Source organism: Enterobacter sp. Ag1, assembly GCA_000277545.1.
Lineage (GTDB): Bacteria > Pseudomonadota > Gammaproteobacteria > Enterobacterales > Enterobacteriaceae > Cedecea.
The window spans coordinates 41,201-64,787 of record AKXM01000034.1 but is presented as its reverse complement, the minus strand read 5'-3'; the positions used below and the strand labels follow the sequence as shown (position 1 = coordinate 64,787).

Annotated in this window: 20 protein-coding genes; 10 read left to right on the top strand and 10 right to left on the bottom strand. The window is 55.5% G+C overall.

The window, feature by feature from the left end:
- Positions 1 to 47: 47 nt before the first annotated feature.
- Complete coding sequence (gene cscK / locus A936_RS14015; RefSeq protein WP_008458886.1) at positions 48 to 971, bottom strand: fructokinase; 924 nt, start codon at positions 969 to 971, stop codon at positions 48 to 50.
- Positions 972 to 1,192: 221 nt separating this feature from the next.
- Between cscK and A936_RS14010 the strand changes: the two genes are divergently transcribed.
- The gene (locus tag A936_RS14010) at positions 1,193 to 2,890 is read left to right on the top strand and encodes an NAD-dependent malic enzyme (RefSeq protein WP_008458885.1); all 1,698 of its coding nucleotides are present in this window, start codon (positions 1,193 to 1,195) and stop codon (positions 2,888 to 2,890) included.
- 52 nt (positions 2,891 to 2,942) lie between these two features.
- On the opposite strand, the gene A936_RS14005 is transcribed toward A936_RS14010, so the two are convergent.
- The gene (locus A936_RS14005) at positions 2,943 to 3,830 is read right to left on the bottom strand and encodes a LysR family transcriptional regulator (protein ID WP_008458883.1); all 888 of its coding nucleotides are present in this window, start codon (positions 3,828 to 3,830) and stop codon (positions 2,943 to 2,945) included.
- A gap of 109 nt (positions 3,831 to 3,939) precedes the next feature.
- On the opposite strand from A936_RS14005, the gene A936_RS14000 reads away from it, so the two are divergent.
- Together A936_RS14000 and A936_RS13995 are read left to right on the top strand one after the other, a co-directional pair.
- Complete coding sequence (locus A936_RS14000) at positions 3,940 to 4,917, top strand: saccharopine dehydrogenase NADP-binding domain-containing protein (protein WP_008458882.1); 978 nt, start codon at positions 3,940 to 3,942, stop codon at positions 4,915 to 4,917.
- A gap of 188 nt (positions 4,918 to 5,105) precedes the next feature.
- Positions 5,106 to 5,558 (top strand): SgcJ/EcaC family oxidoreductase, encoded by a 453-nt coding sequence (locus A936_RS13995; RefSeq protein WP_008458880.1) that lies wholly within the window; start codon positions 5,106 to 5,108, stop codon positions 5,556 to 5,558.
- Positions 5,559 to 5,655: 97 nt separating this feature from the next.
- Here A936_RS13995 and A936_RS13990 read toward each other — a convergent pair whose 3' ends face one another.
- Positions 5,656 to 6,765 carry an ABC transporter substrate-binding protein gene (locus A936_RS13990; protein ID WP_008458879.1) on the bottom strand — a complete coding sequence of 370 codons (1,110 nt, stop codon included), beginning with the start codon at positions 6,763 to 6,765 and terminating at the stop codon, positions 5,656 to 5,658.
- Positions 6,766 to 7,011: 246 nt separating this feature from the next.
- Between A936_RS13990 and tyrP the strand changes: the two genes are divergently transcribed.
- The 4 genes from tyrP to A936_RS13970 all read left to right on the top strand — a co-directional run bounded on the left by tyrP (position 7,012) and on the right by A936_RS13970 (position 12,256).
- Positions 7,012 to 8,223 carry a tyrosine transporter TyrP gene (gene tyrP, locus A936_RS13985; RefSeq protein ID WP_008458877.1) on the top strand — a complete coding sequence of 404 codons (1,212 nt, stop codon included), beginning with the start codon at positions 7,012 to 7,014 and terminating at the stop codon, positions 8,221 to 8,223.
- Positions 8,224 to 8,414: 191 nt separating this feature from the next.
- On the top strand, positions 8,415 to 10,556 hold the full coding sequence (locus A936_RS13980; protein ID WP_008458875.1) for a TonB-dependent siderophore receptor: 2,142 nt from the start codon (positions 8,415 to 8,417) through the stop codon (positions 10,554 to 10,556).
- 1 nt (position 10,557) lies between these two features.
- Positions 10,558 to 11,655 (top strand): ABC transporter substrate-binding protein, encoded by a 1,098-nt coding sequence (locus A936_RS13975; protein ID WP_008458872.1) that lies wholly within the window; start codon positions 10,558 to 10,560, stop codon positions 11,653 to 11,655.
- 103 nt (positions 11,656 to 11,758) lie between these two features.
- Positions 11,759 to 12,256: a P-loop nucleotide/nucleoside kinase family protein gene (locus A936_RS13970; protein ID WP_008458870.1), complete on the top strand. Its 498-nt coding sequence runs from the start codon at positions 11,759 to 11,761 to the stop codon at positions 12,254 to 12,256.
- A 27-nt stretch (positions 12,257 to 12,283) separates the two neighbouring features.
- On the opposite strand, the gene pptA is transcribed toward A936_RS13970, so the two are convergent.
- The 4 genes from pptA to betI all read right to left on the bottom strand — a co-directional run bounded on the left by pptA (position 12,284) and on the right by betI (position 16,405).
- Positions 12,284 to 12,514, bottom strand: a complete 231-nt coding sequence (gene pptA / locus A936_RS13965; protein WP_008458868.1) for a tautomerase PptA — start codon at positions 12,512 to 12,514, stop codon at positions 12,284 to 12,286.
- Positions 12,515 to 12,616: 102 nt separating this feature from the next.
- On the bottom strand, positions 12,617 to 14,302 hold the full coding sequence (betA, locus tag A936_RS13960) for a choline dehydrogenase (protein WP_008458866.1): 1,686 nt from the start codon (positions 14,300 to 14,302) through the stop codon (positions 12,617 to 12,619).
- Between the two features lie 19 nt (positions 14,303 to 14,321).
- On the bottom strand, positions 14,322 to 15,794 hold the full coding sequence (betB, locus tag A936_RS13955) for a betaine-aldehyde dehydrogenase (RefSeq protein ID WP_008458864.1): 1,473 nt from the start codon (positions 15,792 to 15,794) through the stop codon (positions 14,322 to 14,324).
- A 17-nt stretch (positions 15,795 to 15,811) separates the two neighbouring features.
- Complete coding sequence (gene betI, locus A936_RS13950; RefSeq protein ID WP_008458862.1) at positions 15,812 to 16,405, bottom strand: transcriptional regulator BetI; 594 nt, start codon at positions 16,403 to 16,405, stop codon at positions 15,812 to 15,814.
- A 291-nt stretch (positions 16,406 to 16,696) separates the two neighbouring features.
- Here betI and A936_RS13945 point away from each other — a divergent pair, with 291 nt between their 5' ends.
- Positions 16,697 to 18,739: a choline transporter gene (locus A936_RS13945; protein ID WP_008458860.1), complete on the top strand. Its 2,043-nt coding sequence runs from the start codon at positions 16,697 to 16,699 to the stop codon at positions 18,737 to 18,739.
- 3 nt (positions 18,740 to 18,742) lie between these two features.
- Here A936_RS13945 and A936_RS13940 read toward each other — a convergent pair whose 3' ends face one another.
- A complete protein-coding gene (locus tag A936_RS13940; protein ID WP_008458857.1) occupies positions 18,743 to 19,696 on the bottom strand; it encodes a GlxA family transcriptional regulator in 954 nt (317 codons plus the stop codon).
- A 113-nt stretch (positions 19,697 to 19,809) separates the two neighbouring features.
- Between A936_RS13940 and A936_RS13935 the strand changes: the two genes are divergently transcribed.
- On the top strand, positions 19,810 to 20,451 hold the full coding sequence (locus tag A936_RS13935; protein ID WP_008458856.1) for an HD domain-containing protein: 642 nt from the start codon (positions 19,810 to 19,812) through the stop codon (positions 20,449 to 20,451).
- A 415-nt stretch (positions 20,452 to 20,866) separates the two neighbouring features.
- Here the strand turns inward: A936_RS13935 and A936_RS13930 are convergent, their stop codons facing one another.
- The gene (locus A936_RS13930; RefSeq protein ID WP_008458854.1) at positions 20,867 to 21,679 is read right to left on the bottom strand and encodes an arylamine N-acetyltransferase family protein; all 813 of its coding nucleotides are present in this window, start codon (positions 21,677 to 21,679) and stop codon (positions 20,867 to 20,869) included.
- 75 nt (positions 21,680 to 21,754) lie between these two features.
- Positions 21,755 to 22,372, bottom strand: coding sequence for a glutathione S-transferase family protein (locus tag A936_RS13925; protein WP_008458853.1), 618 nt, complete (start codon positions 22,370 to 22,372; stop codon positions 21,755 to 21,757).
- Between the two features lie 71 nt (positions 22,373 to 22,443).
- Between A936_RS13925 and A936_RS13920 the strand changes: the two genes are divergently transcribed.
- Entirely contained in the window at positions 22,444 to 23,523 is a 1,080-nt protein-coding gene (locus A936_RS13920) for a LacI family DNA-binding transcriptional regulator (protein WP_008458851.1), read from the top strand.
- The last annotated feature ends 64 nt before the right edge of the window (positions 23,524 to 23,587 follow it).

Here is a 23,587-nt window from a genome sequence, read left to right as displayed (position 1 = left end):
TTTAGTAAATGTGACAGGCACGACAATCAGAATATATTTTTACCGTATTACAGCGATTGCTCGACCTCTTCCCGGTGAGGCAGCGCGGTCATCGCGCCTTTCGCCGTTGTCGCCAGCGCCCCGCAAAGCTGCGCCTGAGCGATAATCCCGGCCAGGGCTTCTTCGCTGTCGGGTAAGCCCCGGGTCGCCAGGCCGCTGAGCAGCCCGGCAACAAAAGCATCGCCTGCCCCGGTGGTATCCACACAGACCACGGGCCGGGCATCAAAGTGGTAGATCTGACCGTGGTAATACACCAGCACGCCTTCCTTGCCCTGAGTGACCAGCAGAAGTCGCAGAGCAAAGCGGCTGACCAGCTTTTTAATGCCCTCATGGAGATGGGTTTTCCCGCTGATAAAAATCAGCTCTTCGACGGAGAGTTTCACCACATCGGCCAGCAGCAGCGCCCTCGTCAGGCAAGCCTGCAGCTCTGCGACGTCATGCCAAAGATCGGGACGGATATTAGGGTCAAAGCTGACCTGGCCCCCGGCTTTTTTTATCTGCTCCATGGCGGAGAACGTCGTGCTCCGGCTGGGTTCCGCGCTTAAGGCTATCGAGCAGACATGCAGCCACTGACCGTGGCTGAAGGACGGAATATCATCGTATTCAAGGAATAAATCCGCACTGGGGCGAACCATAAAGGTGAACGTGCGTTCGCCGTGTTCATCCAGATCTACCACCACCGTGGAGGTTCTCTGGTTGGCATCCAGCCGCATAAATTCGGTGTTTACTCTTTCTTCCTGCAGCGTGCGTCGCATAAAGCGACCAAAGGGATCGTCCCCCACGCGGCCAATAAATCCGCTGCTGCCGCCGAGGCGCGCAATCCCGACGGCAACATTGGCCGGTGCCCCGCCGGGGCATTGCAGTAACCGGCCATTGCCGTCCGGAAGCAGATCGACGACGGCATCGCCCAGAACCCAAACTTGTACGCTCATGGTGTCTCCATTCGTAAGCTAAATTTTGCTAAACTGGTTTAGCTATTTAAACACACTCACGGAACGCGCTGAAACAAAATTCCTGCCGATTTGAGGACTTGTGTAACCAAAGTTCTTGGCCTGGCGGTGTCGGATGCAAAATCGCTGTGCCATAATATTGCGCGAAAACTTACCGAATGAGCCTTACTGGCAAGACGTTACGTCGAAAAAAGAGTATGCACATGGACATCAAACCAAAAAAACATCGCTCGCTTTACATCCCTTACGCCGGACCCGTTTTACTTGAATTCCCCCTGTTAAATAAAGGCAGCGCTTTCAGCATCGAAGAGCGCCGCAATTTCAACCTGCTCGGCCTGCTGCCGGAAGTGGTTGAAACCATCGAAGAGCAGGCGGAACGCGCCTGGATTCAGTACCAGGGCTTCAAAACCGAAATCGACAAGCACATCTACCTGCGCAACATCCAGGACACCAACGAAACGCTGTTCTACCGCCTGGTTGAAAATCATCTGGAAGAGATGATGCCGGTGATTTACACCCCCACCGTGGGGGCCGCCTGTGAGCGCTTCTCAGAAATCTACCGCCGCTCTCGCGGGGTGTTCATCAACTACGAAAATCGTCACCACATGGACGATATTCTGCAGAACGTGCCGAACCACAACATCAAAGTGATCGTGGTGACCGACGGCGAACGTATTCTCGGCCTGGGCGACCAGGGCATCGGCGGGATGGGCATTCCTATCGGGAAGCTATCGCTGTACACCGCCTGTGGCGGCATCAGCCCGGCTTACACCCTGCCGGTAGTGCTGGACGTCGGCACCAACAACCAGCAGCTGCTGAACGACCCGCTTTATATGGGTTCTCGTCATCCGCGCATTACCGGCGACGACTACTACGAGTTTGTGGACGAGTTTATCCAGGCCGTGCGCCACCGCTGGCCGGACGTGCTGCTGCAGTTCGAAGACTTCGCGCAGAAAAACGCCATGCCGCTGCTGACCCGTTACCGCGACGAGATCTGCTCGTTTAACGATGACATTCAGGGCACCGCCGCCGTGACCGTCGGGACGCTGATCGCCGCCAGCCGCGCGGCAGGCAGCCAGCTCAACCAGCAGAAAATCGTCTTCCTGGGCGCAGGCTCTGCAGGCTGCGGCATCGCCGAGCAAATCATCGCTCAGATGCAGCGCGAAGGCCTGAGTGAAGAAGCCGCACGCAGTAACGTGTTCATGGTTGATCGCTTTGGCCTGCTCACTGACAACATGCCTAACCTGCTCTCCTTCCAGACCAAACTGGTGCAGAGCCGTGAGAGCCTGGCGGAGTGGGATCTGGAAAATGAAGCGATTTCCCTGCTGGATGTGGTGCGTAACGCGAAGCCAAACATTCTTATCGGCGTTTCCGGCCAGACTGGCCTGTTCACCGAAGAGATCATTCGCGAAATGCACAAGCACTGCGCTCGCCCAATTGTGATGCCGCTGTCTAACCCGACTTCCCGCGTGGAAGCCACGCCGCAGGACATCATCACCTGGACCGATGGCGCCGCGCTGGTGGCCACCGGCAGCCCGTTTGATCCGGTGACCTGGAAAGATAAAACGTACCCTATCGCCCAGTGCAACAACGCCTATATTTTCCCTGGCATTGGCCTCGGGGTGATTGCCTCCGGCGCGTCGCGCATTACCGACGAAATGCTGATGGCGGCGAGCGAGTCGCTGGCTCAGCATTCTCCGCTGCTGAACAATGGAGAAGGCATGGTGCTGCCAGAGCTGAAGGACATTCAGAAAGTGTCCCGCGCTATCGCCTTTGCCGTGGCGAAGATTGCCCAGCAGCAAGGCGTAGCGGTAGTGACCTCCGCTGAAGCCCTTAAGCAGGCCATCGACGACAACTTCTGGCTGCCGGAATACCGCGACTATCGCCGGACTTCCATCTAACGAAGCCATTGTGGTACATGTTCAAACCCGCCTTTCGGCGGGTTTTTTATTTTCAGTTTCGCGCCTTAAGAAAGTCCAGAAAAGCGCGGAAAGCGGCGGACGGATGCTTGCGATTCGGGAAATAGAGGTGAAAACCCGGCAGCTCCGGCAGCCAGTCATCCAGCACGGAAATCAGTTTCCCGCTCTGAAGGTGTGGTTCGGCCATCTCCCGCAGCACATAGGCCAGGCCCACGCCGTTAAGCGCCATGTCGAGAGCAATATCCAGGTCGTCCACAACCACGGGCCCACTCACAACGACCTCCTCACGGCTTTCAGCTTGTTCAAAATACCAGCCAAAAGCTTTCCCGCTGGGGTAACGGAATTGAATGCATTTGTGTTCAGTTAACCGCTGTGGCTCTGCCGGGATCCCATGCTGAGCAAAATATGCCGGCGTGGCGACAACCGCGTAGCGTACCGGCGGACCGACAGGAATAGCTTTCATATCCTTCTCTATGACCCGGTTCAGCCTCACGCCTGCATCAAGCTGCACCTTCACGATATCGACCAGCCGGTCATCCATCTGCACTTCAACCTGAATATCAGGGTACTGACGGGTAAAGTCGGCAATCAGCGGCGCAAGCTGAAGCCTGCCGCCCTGGCGCACAACATTGAGCCGAATAATGCCCATCGGCGTATCGCGATAAAGGTTGAGTTCGTCGAGCGTGAGGCTGATGTCATCAAAAGCCGGGGCAACCTTCTCATACAGTTTTCTTCCCGCCTCGGTGAGCGACACGCTGCGCGTCGTCCGGTTGAACAGCCTGACTTTAAGCCGCTCCTCCAGTTGGCGAATGGAATGGCTTACGGCCGAGGGCGTTAGCCCAACCTCTTCCGCCGCCTGACGAAAACTGCGGTACTTCGCCACGATCACGAAATAGCTGAAATCCACCAGCTTGATGCTCATTAGTGAATATTCCTCACTTCCCCAAGAAAATTCATGATCTTTATTACACACCAGACGGGGGATAAAGTCTCGCTATCGCAATAGATATCCCTGATAACGAGGTTTTAAGATGAAAAACATTAAATTAGAAAAAGTCTTCATCGCCGGTGGCTACGGCATGATTGGGTCAGCTATTGCCCGCCAGATTCGTGAGCATTTTCCTGCGGTTGAACTGGTGATTGCTGGTCGCAGTCCGGCAAAAGGCGCGAAGTTAATCGAGCAACTGGGGTTCGCGCACCCGGCGTTTATCGACCTCACCGGAGCGGAAGTGCCTGAGCATGCCGCTAACGCGCAGCTTATTATTGCCGCCGCGCCGGACCCTAAGAACCTGCTGGCGGAGTTTGCTATCAAAAATAACATCGCCTTCATAAATATTACTCAGGCAACGGGTGACGCCATTTTGCCGCTGCTGAATTTAACTCAGCGCTATCAGCTGACTCAGCCCGTCGTGCCGCTGGGCTATTACGAAGCGGGCCTGTTTTTACCGTTGGTTAGCCTGCTTGCCGCTGATTTTAGCGTTATTGATAGCGTGCAGCTTTCCGCGCTTCATGACCCGGCGGATCCGTTGGGAGAACTTTCCAGCAGCGAATTAGGCAATGAACTTGCTTCGGCTCTGATTCGGGAGTCAGGAAGCTGGACGCATTCATCCACTCCCCGGGATATCACTCTCCAGAATGGTGAAGTGGTTCAGGGCGTGCCGTTCAGCATACTCGATACCACCGCGGTGGCCGCTATAACCAGCGCGAATTCGGTCAGGCTGGATATCGCGGCGGGTACGTCAATGGGTATGCATCAGCATGGCAAGCCGTCTATTGACCTGTACGTTGATATTGCCGGCACGGATTATGCTGGCGAGCATGTCAGAAAGCGCGTGATTGCCTCTGACCCACACGGGCAGGCGCATATGACCGCTTTTGGCGTACTGACGGTGATTAAGGCGATGCTAGACAGTGAAAAAGGAGGCCTGGTTGCCGCTGAAATGCTGCTGGATATGGCTGCGGCGCTGCAGCAAATGAAAGACGCCGGGATCGCCATTTCCCGCGAATAAGAAAATATCAATGCAGGGTCCTGCATTATATTCATCACGTTAATGAAGAAAGACTCACCTATAAACGATTCAGGCCGTAGGCATCAATATAAGTAAATATATGTAACTATATACAATGATCATTGTTGCGAATTGGAATTATTGATACTTTCCCGGCAGTTTAACCACACTCAAAAAAGGGAAATGTTATGAGGAAAGTGTCAGCTTTTATCGGTTCATTACTGCTGGTTTCTGGTTCCACATGGGCCGCGCCCGCTAAGGATTGTGTGAAAGTGGACAAAGCCGCGATAGAAGGCTTGTTCGACCGCTGGAATGACTCGCTAAAGACTGGAGATGCTAAAAAAGTCGCTGATACGTATCTTACCGATGCGGTGTTATTGCCTACTGTGTCAAACCAGGTACGTCTGACGGACGCCGAACGTGTGGATTATTTTGAACATTTTCTGGCGAAAAAGCCGGTGGGTAAAATTGACAGCAGAACGGTTAGAATTGGCTGCAATAAAGCGATTGATGTAGGGACCTATACCTTTACCTTTGAGGATAAAACGACGGTTTCTGCACGATACACTTTCACCTACGCCTGGGATGGCAGCGACTGGAAAATCTCTTCACACCACTCTTCCGCGATGCCTGAAGTTTAATTAATAAAGGCGGTGACGTTTGTCACCGCCTTTATTGGCTTGTCTGAATACCAACAGGGCCACTTTAATCGTGCGCGTTTCGTTTCTTGAAAAGCGATTATGGCTTTTTGTAGGCGTAACTCAGCAGAATAGGATCGTCAGGGATCTGCGTGAACTGCGTGATTATCTGGTGGTAGTCCGCCGTTGGGTCAAGATCCTGCAGTTTTTGCGGGTACAGGTCTTTGGCTAAGATTTCCATCCCGATAATGTTGTACGGGTGATTATAGAAGTGGTGATACACGCCGTAGACCTTGCCTTCTTTCACCGGCTCGATGTTCTGGAACGTGTTACGGGCCAGCAGTTTACTGAAGGTGGCGTTCACTTCCTGCGGCGTACCGCCGTAGCCAAACGGCAACACGCTCGGATTCGGGCGTTTAGAGCCGGACATAATATAGACGTCAGGCTTCATGGCGATGATCTGCTCCATAGAGACAAATCCGGCGCTGCCAGGCAGCAGCTTAGAACCAATGTTCTTCCCGCCTACCGCCTCCACCAGCGCGCCCCAGCCGTTGTGCCCGTGGGTGAAGCAGCAGTTCTCGGTGTTACCGGCAATCGGCTCAATAAACACCGTAGGTTTGTTTTTAACATCGGCCGCCACCTGCTGAATGCGGGCCAGGTGCTGCTGGTAATAGTCAGTGTACTCTTTGGCGCGTTTCTCCTGATTAAGCACGGTACCCAGCAGCTTCACGCTGTTGGCGGTGTTCTCAACCGGGTGCAGCTCATAGTCAACGAACACCACCGGAATATTGAGTTTTTTAAGGGACTTAATAACGCCGGTTTGCTCCAGCGCAGGCTTGGCCCGCAGTTGCGCAATCATGATGTCCGGCTGCTGCGCCAGCACGCTCTCAAGGTTGACTTCGCCCTGATCGCTAAAGCCCATATCAATAATTTTGGTGGCTTCAGGCCATTTGCCCTTCAGCACATCCCAGGTTTGGGTGTCCTGTTTTTTCGGCAGGTTATTCCAGGCTACAACGCGTTTGAACGGATCTTCACGGTCAAGCAGCGCAAGCGACAAAATGTCTCGCCCATCCTGCAGGATCACATGCTGCGGTTCTTTTTCGATAGTAATACGCTGGTTATCCATGTCGGTAACCGTGATGGGGTAAGTGGTGGCGCCGCACCCAGCTGAAGCGAGCAGTAACCCTGTCAGGACAAAATTTGCTTTCATTGATTGATGCTCTCCATGAGAAAGAGATTAGTTATTATTACTATTTATATTAATAAAGCCTTAATTTCCCACGGTATGGCAAGCACTGATTGGTTTAATTTTATTACGTGACAATGTCACAAAAACTTAATCAAAATCGTAAACATATGAATACACCTCCCGTAACCCTCATTTGACGCATCTACGCTTTTCCCTTACCCTGCGCGGCATAAATGTATACAGCTCTTCGTAAATGCAGAGGAAAGCGTGAAGAACAGGACTCTTGGCAGTGTTTTTATCGTGGCGGGAACCACAATTGGCGCAGGCATGCTGGCGATGCCGCTGGCATCTGCTGGCGTAGGGTTTAGCGTCACGCTGCTGATGCTCGTCGGCCTTTGGGGATTAATGTGCTACACCGCACTCTTGCTGGTAGAGGTTTATCAGCACGTTCCGGCGGACACCGGTCTGGGTACCCTCGCCCGGCGCTACCTTGGCCGCCCCGGGCAGTGGTTAACGGGGTTCAGTATGCTGTTCCTGATGTATGCCCTGACGGCGGCTTACATTAGCGGCGCCGGTGAACTGCTGGCGGCAAGCCTTAGCCAGTGGCTGTCCACTTCTATCTCCGCCACTTCTGGCGTGCTGTTGTTTACCGTTGTGGCGGGCGGGATTGTCTGCATCGGCACTCACATGGTCGATATGTTTAACCGCGTGCTGTTCAGCGCCAAAATCATTCTGCTGGTGGTAATGCTCGCCCTGATGATGCCGCATATCCACCACACCAACCTGCTCACGCTGCCGATTGAGAAAGGCCTCGCGCTTTCCGCCATCCCGGTCATCTTTACCTCGTTTGGCTTCCACGGCAGCGTGCCGAGCATTGTCAGCTACATGAACGGCAATATTCGCAAGCTGCGCTGGGTGTTTATCGTCGGCAGCGCCATTCCACTGGTGGCCTATATCTTCTGGCAGCTCGCCACCCTCGGCGCCATTGACTCGTCAACCTTTACCGGTCTGATGGCGGAGCATTCCGGGCTGAACGGCTTCCTGCAGGTTGTTCGTCAGGTGGTGGCCACCCCTCACGTTGAGCTGGCGATTCATCTGTTCGCCGACTTCGCGCTGGCCACCTCGTTCCTCGGCGTTTCCCTGGGCCTGTTCGACTACCTCGGCGATCTTTTTGCCCGCAGCCGGAAAGCCTCTGGCCGCCTGCAAACCGGCCTGATGACGTTCCTGCCGCCGCTGGTGTTTGCCCTGTTCTACCCGCAGGGGTTTGTGAAGGCGCTGGGCTATGCGGGCGTTGCGCTGGCGGTGCTTGCCCTGCTGGTGCCGTCGATGCTGGTGTGGCAAAGCCGCAAACAGCATGCGGAGGCGACGTGGCGCGTGGCGGGCGGTAAGCCGCTTCTGGGGCTGGTCTTTGCCTGCGGGATCGCGGTGATTGTTATTCAGTTCCTGATTACCGTCGGCCTGCTGCCGGAAGTCGGTTAACGCTCTCGATATTCACGCGGGGCATTCGTCCCGCGTTCTTCATTTTTTCTGCTAATTCCCCGCTAAATCATCAGGATTTTGGACATAAAACCAGTAATTATGTAAGCAGAGTTAATATTGTAAATGCTAATTATTGTTATTATCATCTCAATTCCCATTATAAAATCGCTTCAGTTCAGATAAACAACATCATGAATCGCATTCCTTTTGGTTCTACTTTCGTTCGCCAGGCACTTGTTAATTCAAAATTATTAATCATTTCAACCTTCATTGTTGGGGCTCCGGCTTTCGCCGCCGACAAACCGAAGGAAGACACCTTAACCGTGGTCGCTACCGCTAACCCGGACGGCTCACCAACCAGCTATACCCAGGATGACTCCTCCATCGCCTCCCGCAGCAAAACGCCGCGCAGCGAAATCCCGCAGTCCGTTAGCGTGGTCACGCCGCAGGTGATTGACGACTACGCTGTGACCTCGGTCAATGACGCGATGAAGTTCGTCAGCGGCGTCACGCAGAGTAATACTCTCGGCGGCATCGAGGACGGTTTTGTCAAACGCGGGTTCGGCTCGAACAGCGACGGCTCCGTGTTTATTGACGGGGTGCGCAGCAACCAGGGCCTGGCGATGGATTCCAGCATCGACCATGTTGAGGTGCTGAAAGGCTCGGCCTCCCTGCTCTATGGCATCCTGAACCCTGGCGGCGTGATTAACCTAGTCAGCAAGAAACCGCAGTACAGCTGGAACACCCACGTCAGCGGCACCAGCAGCAGCAACGGCGGTGGCTCCGGCATGGTTGACGTCACCGGCCCGCTCGGCAACGGCTTCGCCTTCCGCCTGGTCGCCGAACGCCAGCATGAGGATTACTGGCGCAATTTCGGCACCGACGAACACACGCTGATTGCCCCGTCGCTCAGCTGGTACGGTGACAAAGCCTCTTTCAATATCAGCTACGTAGAATATAAGTTTGATATTCCGTATGACCGCGGCACGGCGTTTATCAACGGCAAACCGCTCAACATTCCTTACGACCGCCGCATTGACGATTACGCCAACCATGCCTGGGGCAAAAACAAACGCCTGACGACCAACTACTCGTACAAGCTGGATGACACCTGGGAAACGAACCTGAACTACGCCTGGATGCAGCGCCGCTACGACAGTAACGAAGTGCGTGCCACGGCGGTCGATCCTAACAGCGGCCTGGTTTCCCGTCGCGCGGATGCTAACCGTGGCTTTAACCACCAGACGGATTACGCGTCCTGGGACATCAGCGGCAGCCCTGAACTACTGGGCATGACCCACGACATCACGCTGGGCGCGGATTACGAGCAAAACGAAACCTACAAGAAGTATTCGTACCGTGGGAAGGTGACGAAAACCTTCAATATGTATAACCCGGTGTACGGCGTCTCGCCGGTCACCAACGGCAGCACCTATAGCGATTCCAACAGCAACCTGCGCACTAATCTCTACAGCCGCTCCGTGTTTGCGAAAGACAGCATTCATCTGACCGACCAGTGGATTGCCGTATTGGGTGGCCGCCTGCAGCGCTATACCCAGACCTCCAGCGCCGGTTGGGTAAACCCGCAAACCACGCTGGAGGACCGGGGCAATGCCTTCCTGCCGCAGCTGGGCCTGGTGTACAAAATCGTGCCTGACGTGTCGCTGTACGGCAGCTACAGCAAGTCGTTCACCCCTTCCACGCAAACGGACGACAACGGCAACGTAGCGTCCACCGAAAAAGGGACGACATGGGAAGTGGGCGCGAAATGGCAGATGGCACCTCGCCTGACCAGCAGCCTGGCGCTCTACCGCATTGATGAAAAAGACATGTCGGTCTTTATCAACGGCGTGACCCGCAACATCCCGAAAGCGCGTTCTACAGGCGCGGAACTGGAGCTTAACGGCGAAATTGCACAGGACTGGAACCTGACGGCGAACTACAGCTATGACAAAACTGAGATCGTGGAAGATAACGTCAATCCGGTGAACGTCGGCAACCGCCTGGTAAATGCCCCGACGACCATGGGCGGACTTTACCTCAGCCACACCCTGCGTTTCTCCTGGCTGCCGGGTGAATTACGCCTGGGCGGCGGCGGGCGTTACGTCGGCAGCCGCGCGGGTGACCCGGAAAACAGCTTCACCATGCCGGCTTACACCGTGGCTGATGCGTTTGTGGCCTGGGACAGCAAGCTGCTGGGCAAAAATACCGAGCTGAAGCTGAACGTCAAAAACCTGTTCAACCGCGAGTACTATGAATCCAGCGCCGGTAACCTGCGCGTTATCGAAGGTGAACCGCGCACCGCTTATCTCTCCGCCAGCGTGGACTTCTGAGATGAAAAAGTCGCTGTTGCTCGCGGCCCTGCTGGCGCTTAGCGCCGGCAGTCATGCCAAAACGATAACCGATATTCTGCAGCGTAAAGTTGAGGTGCCGGATAACCCGCAGCGCCTGGTCGTCGGCGAAAGCCGGATGATTTACACCCTCGCTTTGGTGGAGGACGGTAACCCGGCGAAGCGCGTCGTCGGCTGGCCTGCGGATCTGCAGCGTCTGGATCCGCAGACCTGGAACCGCTACACCGAAGCGTTCCCGGCTATCAAAGACATCCCGACTATCGGCAACAATAACTTCTCGCAGATAAGCGTGGAGAAGGTTATCGCCCTGCATCCAGACCTGGTGATTCTGCCGATCTACGCCAAAAAAGAGAGCAATCACGACAGCTTTCTTACCCAGCTGACGCAGGCGCATATTCCGGTGATTTACGTTGATTTCCGCGTCGATCAGCTGAATAACACCGTTCCCAGCCTGCGTATTCTGGGCGAAGCGCTAAACGACCAGCCGAAAACGGAAAAGTTTATCGCCTTCTATCAGCAGCACATGGCGAAAATTGCCCAACGCCTGGCTGAGGCTAAACCCGTGAAGCCGACGGTAAAGTTGCAGCTGCATTTAGGGGATAAAAGCGACTGTTGCACCACCGTCGGGCGCGGCAACCTGGCGGATCTGCTGGCCTTTGCCGGTGGGGATAACATTGCCGTGAGCCGCTTCCCCGGCGTGTATGGCAAGATTTCCCCGGAAGCGCTGCTGACGGTGAACCCGGATATTTACATCGCCACCGGCAGCGCCGGGCCGGATCAAACAGACCGGTTGAAATTGGGGTCGGAAGTCACAGCCGTTCAGGCGCAGCAAAGCTTTACGCAGGTGCTTAGCCAGCAGAAAGTGATTTCTAACCTGAACGCTATCCAGAACGACAAAGCCTGGGCGGTCTGGCATAACTTCTACCTCTCGCCGTGGCATTTACTGGACGTTGAGTTCTTTGCCAAAACTTTCCACCCGCAGCTGTTTGCGGATATGGATCCGCAGCAAACGCTGGATGAGATGAACCAGCAGTTCCTGGTGGTGAAAGAAACAGGAACTTACTGGACGAAACTGAAGTAATCTGTGTGCGGGTCAGGCGCTCTGACCCGCCAATTTTACTAGTTGTATCTTTCATTCCTCTGGTAGACAGTAGTGAAAATCTGTTTCTTTCCATGAGGTGTCAATGTCAGACTCGTCCCCCGCTAAGCCCACGCTTCATCTTCTCTGCGGCAAAATTGCTGCCGGTAAATCCACCCTGAGCGCAAAGCTGATGGAAACGCCCGATACTATTCTGGTCAGCGAAGACAGCTGGCTCGCGGCGCTTTACGGCGAGCAAATGCAAAGCGTGGCGGATTATGTCGCCTGCTCAGGCAAACTGAAAAAAGCGCTAACGCCGCATCTTGTTTCCCTGCTGAGGAACGGGCTTTCGGTGGTGCTCGATTTCCCGGCGAATACGCTGGCGAACCGCCAGTGGATGAAGTCGATTGCGGATGAAGCCGGGGTAGATAATCGCCTGCACTATCTGGACGTGCCCGATGACGTTTGCCGGGAGAGATTACGCGCCCGCAACAGCAGCGGAACTCATGATTTTGCCGCTACGGACGCGCAGTTTGATTTGATTACCCGCTACTTCGTTGCGCCCGATGAACGCGAAGGGTTGACGATAATCCGCTACCCATAAGGTGACATTGTCACCTTTTAAAATTGACTAAAGGCTGTAACCCGGCTTTTTCAGCAGCGAATCCATCTCTGGCGCAATCTGCTTATCCCACACTTCGGCTCTCCAGTTCGCCTGATCGATCATTTTCAGCGCCACGGACAGCGACTCGTCCTTCGAGCCGAAGTGCTTTTTCAGCACATCACACATTTCGCTGGCCACGGCCTGTTTTTGCTCTTCGGTCAGCTCACGAGGGAAACATTTGATTTCGATATGCGGCACGGTGATTCTCCTTTTTGTTGTTGAACAGTAGTTTTACTGCTTCACAGGGGGATCGGGCAAGGGGCGGGTAAAAGAAAGGCCAGTTTCACTGGCCTTGAAGGGTTACTGGATTTTTCGCGCCGGCGCTTTTCTGACCGGCGACTGTTCCGCTTTGTAATAGCTGGCGGTGCTGCGCGGCAGCGGCGCTTTGCCGCGAATCGCATCGGCAATTTTTTCACCGATCATAATGGTGGTGGCGTTCAGGTTGCCGGTAATGATCTGCGGCATGATGGAAGCATCCACCACGCGCAGCCCCTGCAGGCCGTGAACCCGGCCCTGCTCGTCCACCACGGACATTTCATCGTGCCCCATTTTACAGCTGCCGCACGGGTGAAAAGCGGTTTCCGCATGGTTACGCACAAACTCATCCAGCTGTTCGTCCGTCTGGCAGTCAACGCCGGGGCTGATTTCGCGGCCACGGTATTTATCCAGGGCGGGCTGCTGCATGATCTCACGAGTAATACGAATCGCGTCGCGGAACTCCTGCCAGTCCTGTTCGTGAGACATATAGTTGAACAGAATACTCGGGTGCTCGTGAGGGTCGCGCGATTTCAGCTTCACGCGGCCCCGGCTTGGGGAACGCATAGAGCCGACGTGGCACTGGAAACCGTGCTCTTTCACCGCGTTTGAGCCGTTGTAGTTAATCGCCACCGGCAGGAAGTGATACTGAATATTAGGCCAGCTAAATTCTTCGCGGCTGCGGATAAAGCCCCCCGCTTCAAACTGGTTACTCGCGCCTACGCCGGTGCCGTTGAACAGCCACTCTGCACCGATTTTTGGCTGGTTGTACCATTGCAGCGCCGGGTAAAGCGACACCGGTTCTTTGCATTCGTATTGCAGGTACATTTCCAGATGATCCTGCAGGTTTTCGCCCACGCCCGGCAGGTCATGAACAACAGGGATCTCAAGGCTTGCCAGGAATTCTGCATCGCCCACCCCAGAGCGCTGCAGAATTTGTGGCGAAGCAATCGCGCCGGCGCTCAACAAAACTTCTTTGCGCGCTTTGGCCACGGAATGCACCGGGCTATCGTTCACCAGGTATTCCACCCCAACCGCCCGCAAATTATCAAAGATAATGCGGTCAGTGGTTGCATGGGTCACGATGGTCAGGTTTTCACGCCGCTTTGCATCATCGAGATAACCACGGGCAGTACTGGCGCGGCGGCCTTTCGGCGTTACGGTACGGTCCATCGGGCCAAAGCCTTCCTGCTGATAGCCGTTCAGATCGTCCGTTCGCGGATAGCCCGCCTCAACGCCCGCTTCGATCATCGCGTGAAACAGCGGGTTGTTGCCCTGCTTCGGCGTCGTAACGGACACCGGGCCTTCGCCGCCGTGATAATCGTTGGGGCCGATATCGCGGGTTTCCGCTTTGCGGTAGTACGGCAGGCAGTCCAGATAGCTCCAGTTCTCCAGGCCCGGCATCGATGCCCAGTTGTCGAGATCCATCGCGTTTCCACGGATGTAACACATGCCGTTGATCAGGGATGAGCCGCCGAGCCCTTTGCCTCGCCCGCACTCCATACGGCGGTTGTTCATATACGGCTCGGGGTCGGTTTCATAGGCCCAGTTGTAGCGCTTGCCCTGCAGCGGGAACGCCAGTGCCGCGGGCATTTGGGTTCGGAAATCAAAGCGGTAGTCCGGGCCGCCTGCCTCAAGCAGCAGGACGGTGGTATCGGGATCTTCCGTTAAACGTGCAGCTAAAACATTACCTGCGGAACCCGCTCCAATAATGATGTAATCAAATTCCATTCATCCTCCTCAGGTGGGGTTAAAAGATTGAGTGATAGGTGCCCATCTCCAGTTGGATTGACTTAACTTGCGTATAGCTTTGCAGCGTCATCAGGCCATTTTCGCGACCAATGCCGGAATGCTTGTAGCCGCCCACCGGCATTTCCGCCGCCGACTCTCCCCAGGTATTAATCCAGCAAATCCCGGCCTCAAGCTGGTGAATTACGCGGTGCGCACGAGTGAGGTCGTTCGTGACTACGCCCGCCGCCAGGCCATAATCCGTGTCGTTAGCGCGGCGAATCACTTCCTCTTCTGATTCGTAGCTAAGGATCGACATTACCGGCCCGAAGATTTCTTCGCGGACGATAGTCATCTCATCCCGGCAGTCGGTGAATACCGTGGGCGCAACCCAGGCACCGTTATCAAACCCATCTCCGCGCAGCTTGTCGCCACCGCACAGCAGCGTCGCGCCTTCTTCACGGCCGGATTCGATGTAGCGCAGGACGTTTTCGCGGTGCGGGAAGCTGACCAGCGGCCCAAAGTTGGTGTGCGGGTCCATTACGTCACCGGCACGAATGCGGCCCACGCGCGCCACAATTTTCTGCTCAAACTCGGCTTTCAGCGCCGCAGGGATGAAAACGCGAGTACCGTTGGTACAGACCTGGCCGGAGCTGTAGAAGTTGGCCATCATCGCGATGTCCGCCGCCAGGTTGAGATCGGCGTCATCAAAGATAACCAGCGGAGATTTACCGCCCAGCTCCATCGTGACCTGTTTCAGCGTGGTACCGGCGGCATTCGCCATCACCTTTTTGCCGCTGGCTACGCCGCCGGTGAAGGAAACTTTGGCAATGCCAGGGTGTTCCGTCAGCAGTTGGCCCGTTTCTGCGCCAACGCCTGGTAGCACGCAAAAGACGCCGTCCGGCAGCCCGGCTTCGGTATAAATTTCTGCCAGCTTAAGTGCGGTAAGCGGCGTCACTTCGCTTGGTTTGAAGATCATCGCGTTGCCAGCCGCCAGCGCAGGGGCAGACTTCCAAAGCGCAATCTGAATCGGGTAATTCCATGCGCCGATCCCGGCCACAACGCCCAACGGCTCCCGGCGGGTGTAGACGAATGAGGTATCCCGCAGCGGGATCTGCTGGCCTTCCAGGGTGGTTGTCAGCCCGGCATAATATTCCAGCACGTCTGCACCAGTGACGATATCGACGGCGGAGGTTTCGCTGAAGGCTTTGCCAGTGTCTAGCGTTTCCAGTTCGGCCAACTCATCGTTACGCTCGCGCAGAATGTCGACCGCGCGGCGCAAAATGCGTGCACGCTCAACGGGCGTTTTTGCTGCCCATATTTTCTGCCCTTTCTTCGCCGCAGCCACGGCGCGGTCAACGTCTTCCCGGCCAGCAGCCTGAACGACCGCCAGCACTTCGCCGTTAGCCGGGTTGATGGTTTCGAACGTTTTACCGCTGAGCGCATTCACGTAAGCGCCGTCGATATAGAGCTTTTGTTCACCCAATCGGGACATGATTTTTCCTCGCTAAATTAGCTTTTCACCGCAATAAGATGCTGGTTGATGAATTGCGTGGTCAGTACGCTCGCCGCTTTGCGGTCAAACGGTTTGCCGCTTAGGGCCGCCCGCAGCCAAAGGCCGTCTATCAGCGCCGCGAGGCCATAGCCCGCCAGCCGGGCTTCCTCCTGCGGCAGCTCGCGCCTGAACTCGGCGGTGAGCGTGGATAACAGGCGGCGGCTGCTCACCTGCTGTAACCGGTAGAGCATCGGCTGGTGCATGCTGCTGGCCCAAAATGCCAGCCAGGCTTTCATCGCCGCGCTGTGCGTTTGTGTCTCGTCAAAATTTCCGTCCACGATGGCGCACAGCCGCCGTTCGGCAGAAGCGCCAGGTAAAGCTTTCAGTCGCCCCACCACCGCATCGCGGAGCTGGGCGGTGACGTCCCGCATGGTGGCCTCCAGCAGGCCGTTTTTATCCTGGAAGTAGTGGCTGATGATGCCGGTCGAGACCCCGGCCCGGCGGGCAATTTGCGCCACCGTGGCATCATGCATGCCGACCTCATTTATGGCGTTTAATGTGGCGTCGATCAGCTGTCTTCGCCTTATCGGCTGCATACCTTTTTTTGGCATCGCCCCGCTCCATTCATCAATAATTGTTATCTATTTAAGCGTTTATTGATTGAACGTTCAATATAAAATGTGTATTAATTGTTACGCAATGGCGTGAAAACAGAGAAGCACTCGCGTTCCAGACAATAAAAACGAGGATTTTATTTGAATAAATTCAATGAATTAAATTTAATCATCAATGTAAGACCATAAATTGATTATGGAATTGTTAAAAAGCAATCTCACCTGCATTCACAAGAAAAACTTAACTGCTCATCTGAGTAGTCACCGTTACTTAACCTGAGGTAATCGATGACGAGTCCCGTTACTGCTCCTGCTACCAGTGAAAAAGACAAAATCAACCCGGTGGTGTTCTACACGTCCGCCGGGCTGATTTTGTGCTTTTCCCTGATGACCATTTTTTATAGCGATTTCTCTGCGAATCTGATTAGCCACACGCTAAGCTGGGTCTCCTCCCGCTTCGGCTGGTACTACCTGCTTGCCGCCACGCTCTACATCGTGTTTGTGGTGTTTATCGCCTGCTCGCGCTTCGGTTCTATAAAGCTCGGGCCGGAACAGTCCAAGCCCGAATTCAGCGTGCTGAGCTGGGCGGCGATGCTGTTTGCCGCCGGGATAGGTATCGACCTGATGTTCTTCTCCGTTGCCGAGCCGGTGACGCAATATATGCAGCCGCCGGAAGGTGCCGGACAAACCATTGAGGCGGCGCGCCAGGCGATGGTCTGGACGCTGTTCCACTACGGCCTGACCGGCTGGTCGATGTATGCGCTGATGGGCATCGCGCTGGGCTATTTCAGCTACCGCTATAATCTGCCGCTGACGATTCGCTCGGCGCTGTACCCGATCTTCGGCAAGAAAATTAACGGCCCGATTGGGCACACGGTGGATATCGCGGCGGTGATCGGCACGATTTTCGGTATTGCCACCACGCTGGGGATCGGCGTTGTGCAGCTGAACTACGGGCTGAGCGTGCTGTTTGACATCCCGGACAGCCTGGGGGCTAAAGCGGCATTGATCGTTCTGTCGGTGATTATCGCCACTATTTCGGTCACCTCCGGCGTGGATAAAGGTATTCGCGTGCTTTCCGAACTGAACGTGGCGCTGGCGCTGGGCCTAATCCTGTTCGTGCTGTTTATGGGCAATACCGAATTTCTGCTCAACGCGCTGGTGCTGAACGTGGGCGATTACATCAATCGCTTTATGGGCATGACGCTAAACAGCTTTGCGTTCGACCGCCCGGTGGAATGGATGAACAACTGGACCCTGTTCTTCTGGGCCTGGTGGGTGGCGTGGTCGCCGTTTGTCGGCCTGTTCCTGGCGCGTATTTCACGTGGCCGTACCATTCGTGAGTTCGTGTTAGGCACGCTGATTATTCCGTTTACCTTTACGCTGCTGTGGCTTTCGGTGTTCGGCAACAGCGCGCTGTACGAAATCATTCACGGCGACGGCACCTTTGCCCAGGAAGCGATGGCGCACCCGGAGCGCGGCTTCTACAGCCTGCTGGCGCAGTATCCCGGCTTCACCTTTAGCGCTTCGGTGGCGACGATCACCGGCCTGTTGTTCTACGTCACGTCGGCGGATTCCGGCGCGCTGGTGCTGGGGAACTTCACCTCTAAGCTGAAGGACATTAACAGCGATGCGCCCAACTGGCTGCGTATCTTCTGGTCCATTGCGATTGGCCTGCTGACAATGGGGATGCTGATGACCAACGGCATTTCCGCGCTGCAGAACATGACGGTGATTATGGGCCTGCCCTTCAGCTTCGTGATCTTCTTCGTGATGGCTGGGCTGTATAAATCGCTAAAAATTGAAGATTACCGCCGCGTTAGCGCCAGTCGCGACACCGCGCCGTATATGATGACCGCGCAGGATCGTCTTGGCTGGAAAAAACGCCTCTCCCGGCTGATGAACTACCCCGGCACGCGTTATACGCAGAAGATGATGGATACCGTTTGCTACCCGGCGATGGAAGAGGTTTCTCAGGAACTGGAACTGCGCGGCGCGAAGGTCGAACTTTCCGTTGAGCCGCCGCTGCCGGATGAGAAGCTGGGGCACCTTGAACTGCGGGTGCATATGGGCGACGAACAAAACTTTGTCTACCAGATTTGGCCGCAGAAGTATTCGGTGCCGGGCTTTACCTACCGTGCCCGCAGCGGGAAGTCGACCTATTACCGGCTGGAAACTTTCCTGCTGGAAGGCAGCCAGGGCAATGACCTGATGGACTACAGCAAAGAACAGGTGATCATCGACATTCTCGATCAGTACGAACGCCACCTGAACTTTATCCACCTGCACCGCGAGGCGCCGGGGAACAGCATTACGTTCCCGAACGTGTAGCGGTTAGCACATCTTCTTATACGCGGCGGGCGTAATGCCCATTCGACGCACGAAGGCCCGCCGCAGCGTATCCACTCCGGAAAATCCGCTGGCGGCGGGTATCGCTTTTACCGGCAGCTCGCCGGACTCCAGCAACTGCCTCGCCTTTGCCACTTTTTCGGCCTCCAGCCACTCGCCCGGCGTGATCTGTATTTCCTGATGAAACAGGCGCGTTAAATGCCGCACGCTGAGGTGAATATGTACCGCCATCTGCTGGACCGTGGTCACCTCCGCTATGTTGGCGAGGGTCCAGCGCTGGAGATCCTGCAGCGCGCTGCGGCCGCTGAGCGAGGTCTTTTGCTCGCGGATGAAGTGGTTCTGGTTTACTGGCCGCTTGAAGAACATCACCAGATTAGCCGCTACGTCCTGCGCGACTTCCCGGCCCAGATCCTCTTCCACCAGCCTTAACGCGAGATCCAGCCCGGATGTCACGCCTGCCGCCGTGCGTAACGCCCCATCCATGATGTACAGCGCGTCGGCGCTGACTTCCGTTTCGGGGTAACGGGCGGCTAAAAGCGATGCAGCTGACCAGTGGGTAGTGACTTTCCTGCCTTTTAATAAGCCCGTTTGTGCCAATAAAAGTGCGCCGGTACAGACGGAGCCAAAGCGGCGGCTCTGGGTACAAAGCGCGATAATTTTTTTGCCCTGTTCGGCGCTAAGCGTTCTGTCTGCCGCATCCGGCGCACCGGCGACCAGAAATGTGGTTTCCCGCCCGCCCGCCGCGCTTTCCAGCACATCGTCAGCCAGCAGTTTAACCCCGGATGAAGCGACAATTGTCGGGGCTTCCAGCGCAACAATTCGTGAGTGATAAACCTCGCGGCACAGCACGCGGTTTGCTTCGGCAAACACGTCCAGCGGCCCGGAAACATCCAACAGTTGAACGCCCGGCACCGCCAGGATCAGGATTTGATGCGCCATTGTCTTCTCCACGTCGCGAACTGCGGCATAAGTCTTAAATCGTCGTTATGCGACTATTCAAGACATTTCAACGGAGGCCTATGCTACTCCAACACCAACATGAGGAGAAAGAGATGAGCTTAAAAATTAACGGTATCGCCATGCCTGACACCAAAATGGCGCGTGAAGCTACCCAACTGGTCCGCGACACCGAATCAGATTTACTTTTCCACCACTCCAGCCGGGTTTACTACTGGGCGGCGCTGGCCGGGCAGCGACGTGAATTTAAGGTTGATCATGAGCTGCTGTACATCGGCTGTATGTTCCACGATATGGGGCTGACCCACGAACACTGCAGCTGCGACAGGCGTTTTGAAGTGGACGGCGCGTTTGCCGCGCAGGATTTTATGCGTCAGTACGGCGTTAGCCAGGCGGATATCGACAAAGTGTGGACGGCGATTGCCCTGCACACGACACCGGGTATTCCTGAGTTTATGGCGCCCGAAATTGCGCTGGTCACGGCTGGCGTGGAAATGGATGTGCTTGGGATTGATTACGACAAATTCAGCGCGGAACATCGCGAGCAGGTGGTGAAACTACATCCTCGCCCTGCGGCATTCAAGGAAGAAATTATTCAGGCATTTTACGACGGGATTAAAAACAAACCAGCCACCACGTTTGGTAACGTGAAGGCCGATGTCATTCGGGATAAAGAGCCTGCGTTCGAGCCGCTGAACTTCTGCAGTATTATTCGCGCTTCCCGCTGGGCGGGTTAAGCAACGTCAGGCGGGTGGCTTAGGGGTCACCTGCCCTGCACGGCGGCAAGCGAATCAAGCCCGGTGCCAGGCTGCGGATCGTGAGCAAAAGCGCCAATAACCATAAGAGAAAGGATAATTGCCAGAAAGATGTTTTTCATAACCTGTATTAACCGCTGAGCCGCCTGATGAGAACCGCCGATATGCTAAAAGAAAAAGGCTCAAATTGATAAAGGAAATTTTCAAAGTAACGTCAATTTTTGAATATTCCTCATATTATTCGGCCTTTTACCCTTGCCTTGGTTTTGAAACAAGATATATCCGCTATCTACGCGCGTACCGTTGCTATTTTATTTTGAGTTTTGGGGTGTAACTTTACGATCCAGGCGGATCGCCGCAGCGCGCTGGCACGAACTGCGGCGTCAAAGTGGACAGGTCAGGCTGGTTTTATCACGCCAATCCGTACCAGCATCGCCGAAAACTCTTCGAGACTGATGCCATGGCGCGGATGGTCGAAGCGCAAATTGAAGTTTTTCTGCAGCAGGTCATAAACGTCTTGTGCACGGGTAAAGACCGGTGCGTTTTCCCCGGCGCTGTAGAGCGTATTTTTTTCGCCATTGGCCTTGTACAAACTCAGCGTCAGGCAGTGACGGAAGTGCGACTGCGGCCACGTTGCCACGTAGTGGTTCCCGGCTTCGTAATCAGAGTCGTACTGCGGTTCGAGGCTAAAACGATACAGGTTAATCACCTTGTCGGCGTCATGAAATTTCAGCAGCCAGTCGTGGTCAACACGTTCGAAACTGTACACGCCATGCGTCGTCTGCTGCATTTCACCGGCCACCAGACGAACCGGTTCAGGCAGCGTTTTACCGCCGAAGCCGACGTCAGCGATCCAGTCCTGGCCGTCGACGGTCACTTTCGTGAGGCGATGCGTCCTCGCGGGCATCTGCGGCGGGTTGGCCAGCAGCACGCGGGCCGCTAAGTTCTCCACCTCAAAGCCAAGCTCGGCGAGAACATTGCGAAACAGGCCATTTTGCTCAAAACACCAGCCGCCGCGCCCGGCCACGACCAGCTTTTCAAAGACGCTTTCGTCGTCGATATGGAGCGTTCTGCCGAGCAAAACGTCCAGATTCTCAAACGGAATAGTGCAGGCGTGCGCCAGATGCAGCGCACGTAACGTTTCTACGGTGGCGCTGCGCGGCCCGTGATAGTTAATACGGTCGAAATAAAGCCCCAAATCTAATGCCATTTTGCTGATTCCCTGCTGCGAATGAATGGCCTCACTATAAATGCGGAGGCCGGCAGGCAGATGATCGTTCGTGCTTTAAAGCATGCCGTTTCTGCCCAACACTTTATTGAGCTGCGGCAGCGCACGAACCTGATTCGCCACGGCGGCAAGCTTAGGCGTGTGTTGGTCAAACCAGGCCTGCCGGGGCCGCCAGCGGGTCATCGCCGGCAGATACAAATCCAGCAGCGTCAGCCGTTCGCCAAAAATATAGGGGCCAGCACCGAGCTGCGTTTCAAACCACAGCCACAGCGACTCGCGGTAGCGGTAAAGGTTTTCGGTGAGGACCGTGGCCTCTTCTTCTACCCAGCGTTCACCGTAATCGCCGTAGGTGAAGGTGGGATAAACGTTGGCCACAATCCAGATAAGCAGGCGGTAAAACTGCTGCCGCTCAGGCGTGCCAATGGGCGGGGCATACTGCGGGTGACGATCGAGGATCCAGAGCGCGATGGCCGCGCTTTCGGTCAGCACTTCTCCGTTTTCCAGCACAAGGGTTGGCACCTGCGCCAGCGGGTTAATCTCCAGCAGCCGATCCCGCATTGGCCCCGCTGTATCAAACCCATCAACGTCGATGAATTTGTAAGGTTCCTCAACCAGCGTTAGCATCAATTCAGTAATGGCCGACCCAAAACTCGACACGCCATACAATTTGTACATAAGTTTCTCCCGGCTTTCGCGTTATGTGTAGAATAGCCGCCCTACCAGCGTCTGCGAGAAGGAAGCCTGCAATGAAAGCGAAATCTGTGACACTGTACGATGTTGCCGAGCTGGCAGGCGTGTCGTATCAAACCGTTTCGCGAGTGATCAATCAGGCTTCGCACGTTTCGGCGAAAACGCGGCAAAAAGTTGAAGCCGCGATGAAAGCACTGAACTATGTGCCTAATCGCGTGGCGCAGCAGCTGGCGGGGAAACTCAGCCAGACGCTTGGCCTGGCGACCACCACCCTTTCCCTGCATGCCCCTTCGCAGATTGCGGCGGCGATAAAATCCAAAGCCGGTGAGCTGCAGTTCAACGTAATGATTTCGATGGTTGAACAGCCCGGTGTGGACGCGGCCTGCGCCGCCGTGAATAGCCTGCTTGCCCAGCGCGTTGACGGGCTGATTGTGAACATTCCGCTGGAAGCGGCGGAGGTGGCAGCCGTGCAGGCGGCCTGCGGCGATGTTCCCGTGTTGTTCCTTGATGTTTCGCCGGAGGTTTCGGCTAATCATATTGTTACCGACGCCGCTTCAGGCGCCGATCTTGCTGTGGAACATCTGGTCACACTGGGGCATCGCCATATTGCCTTGCTTGCTGGCCCTGAAAACTCGGTCTCAGCCCGGCTGCGGCTTGAAGGCTGGCAGCGAACGCTAGCGGAGCATCAGCTTGCGCCTGCGGCCTTTCTGCGTGGGGACTGGAGTTCTCTGTCAGGCTACCAGCAGGTTAGCCAGCTTTTACGCGACGGGCAGAAGCCGACGGCAATTCTTGTGGCTAACGATCAAATGGCGCTGGGCACCCTGCGTGCCATTCACGAAGCCGGGTTCGTGGTGCCGCAGGACATTTCCGTTATTGGTTTTGATGACACCGAAGATAGCGCCTGTTTTCTTCCCCCGCTGACGACCATCCGGCAGGACTTCCGGCTGCTAGGCGAAGCCAGCGTGAACGGCATGGTGGCGCTTATTCATCAGGGAGGTGAATTAGCGGCGCTGCAGCCTGTCAGCCTCGTAGAACGCAAAACGACAGCCGCACCGGGTAGCCTGATGCAGCCCACGGCGGCACAGCTGGCCGATGAGCTTTCCCGCCTCGCGCAGCAGATTTCGCGCCTGAAATAAAACCGGGGTTCTTTGTGAGGCCCATCACCGAATACGGCGTGATGGCTTTACTCCTGAACAACTC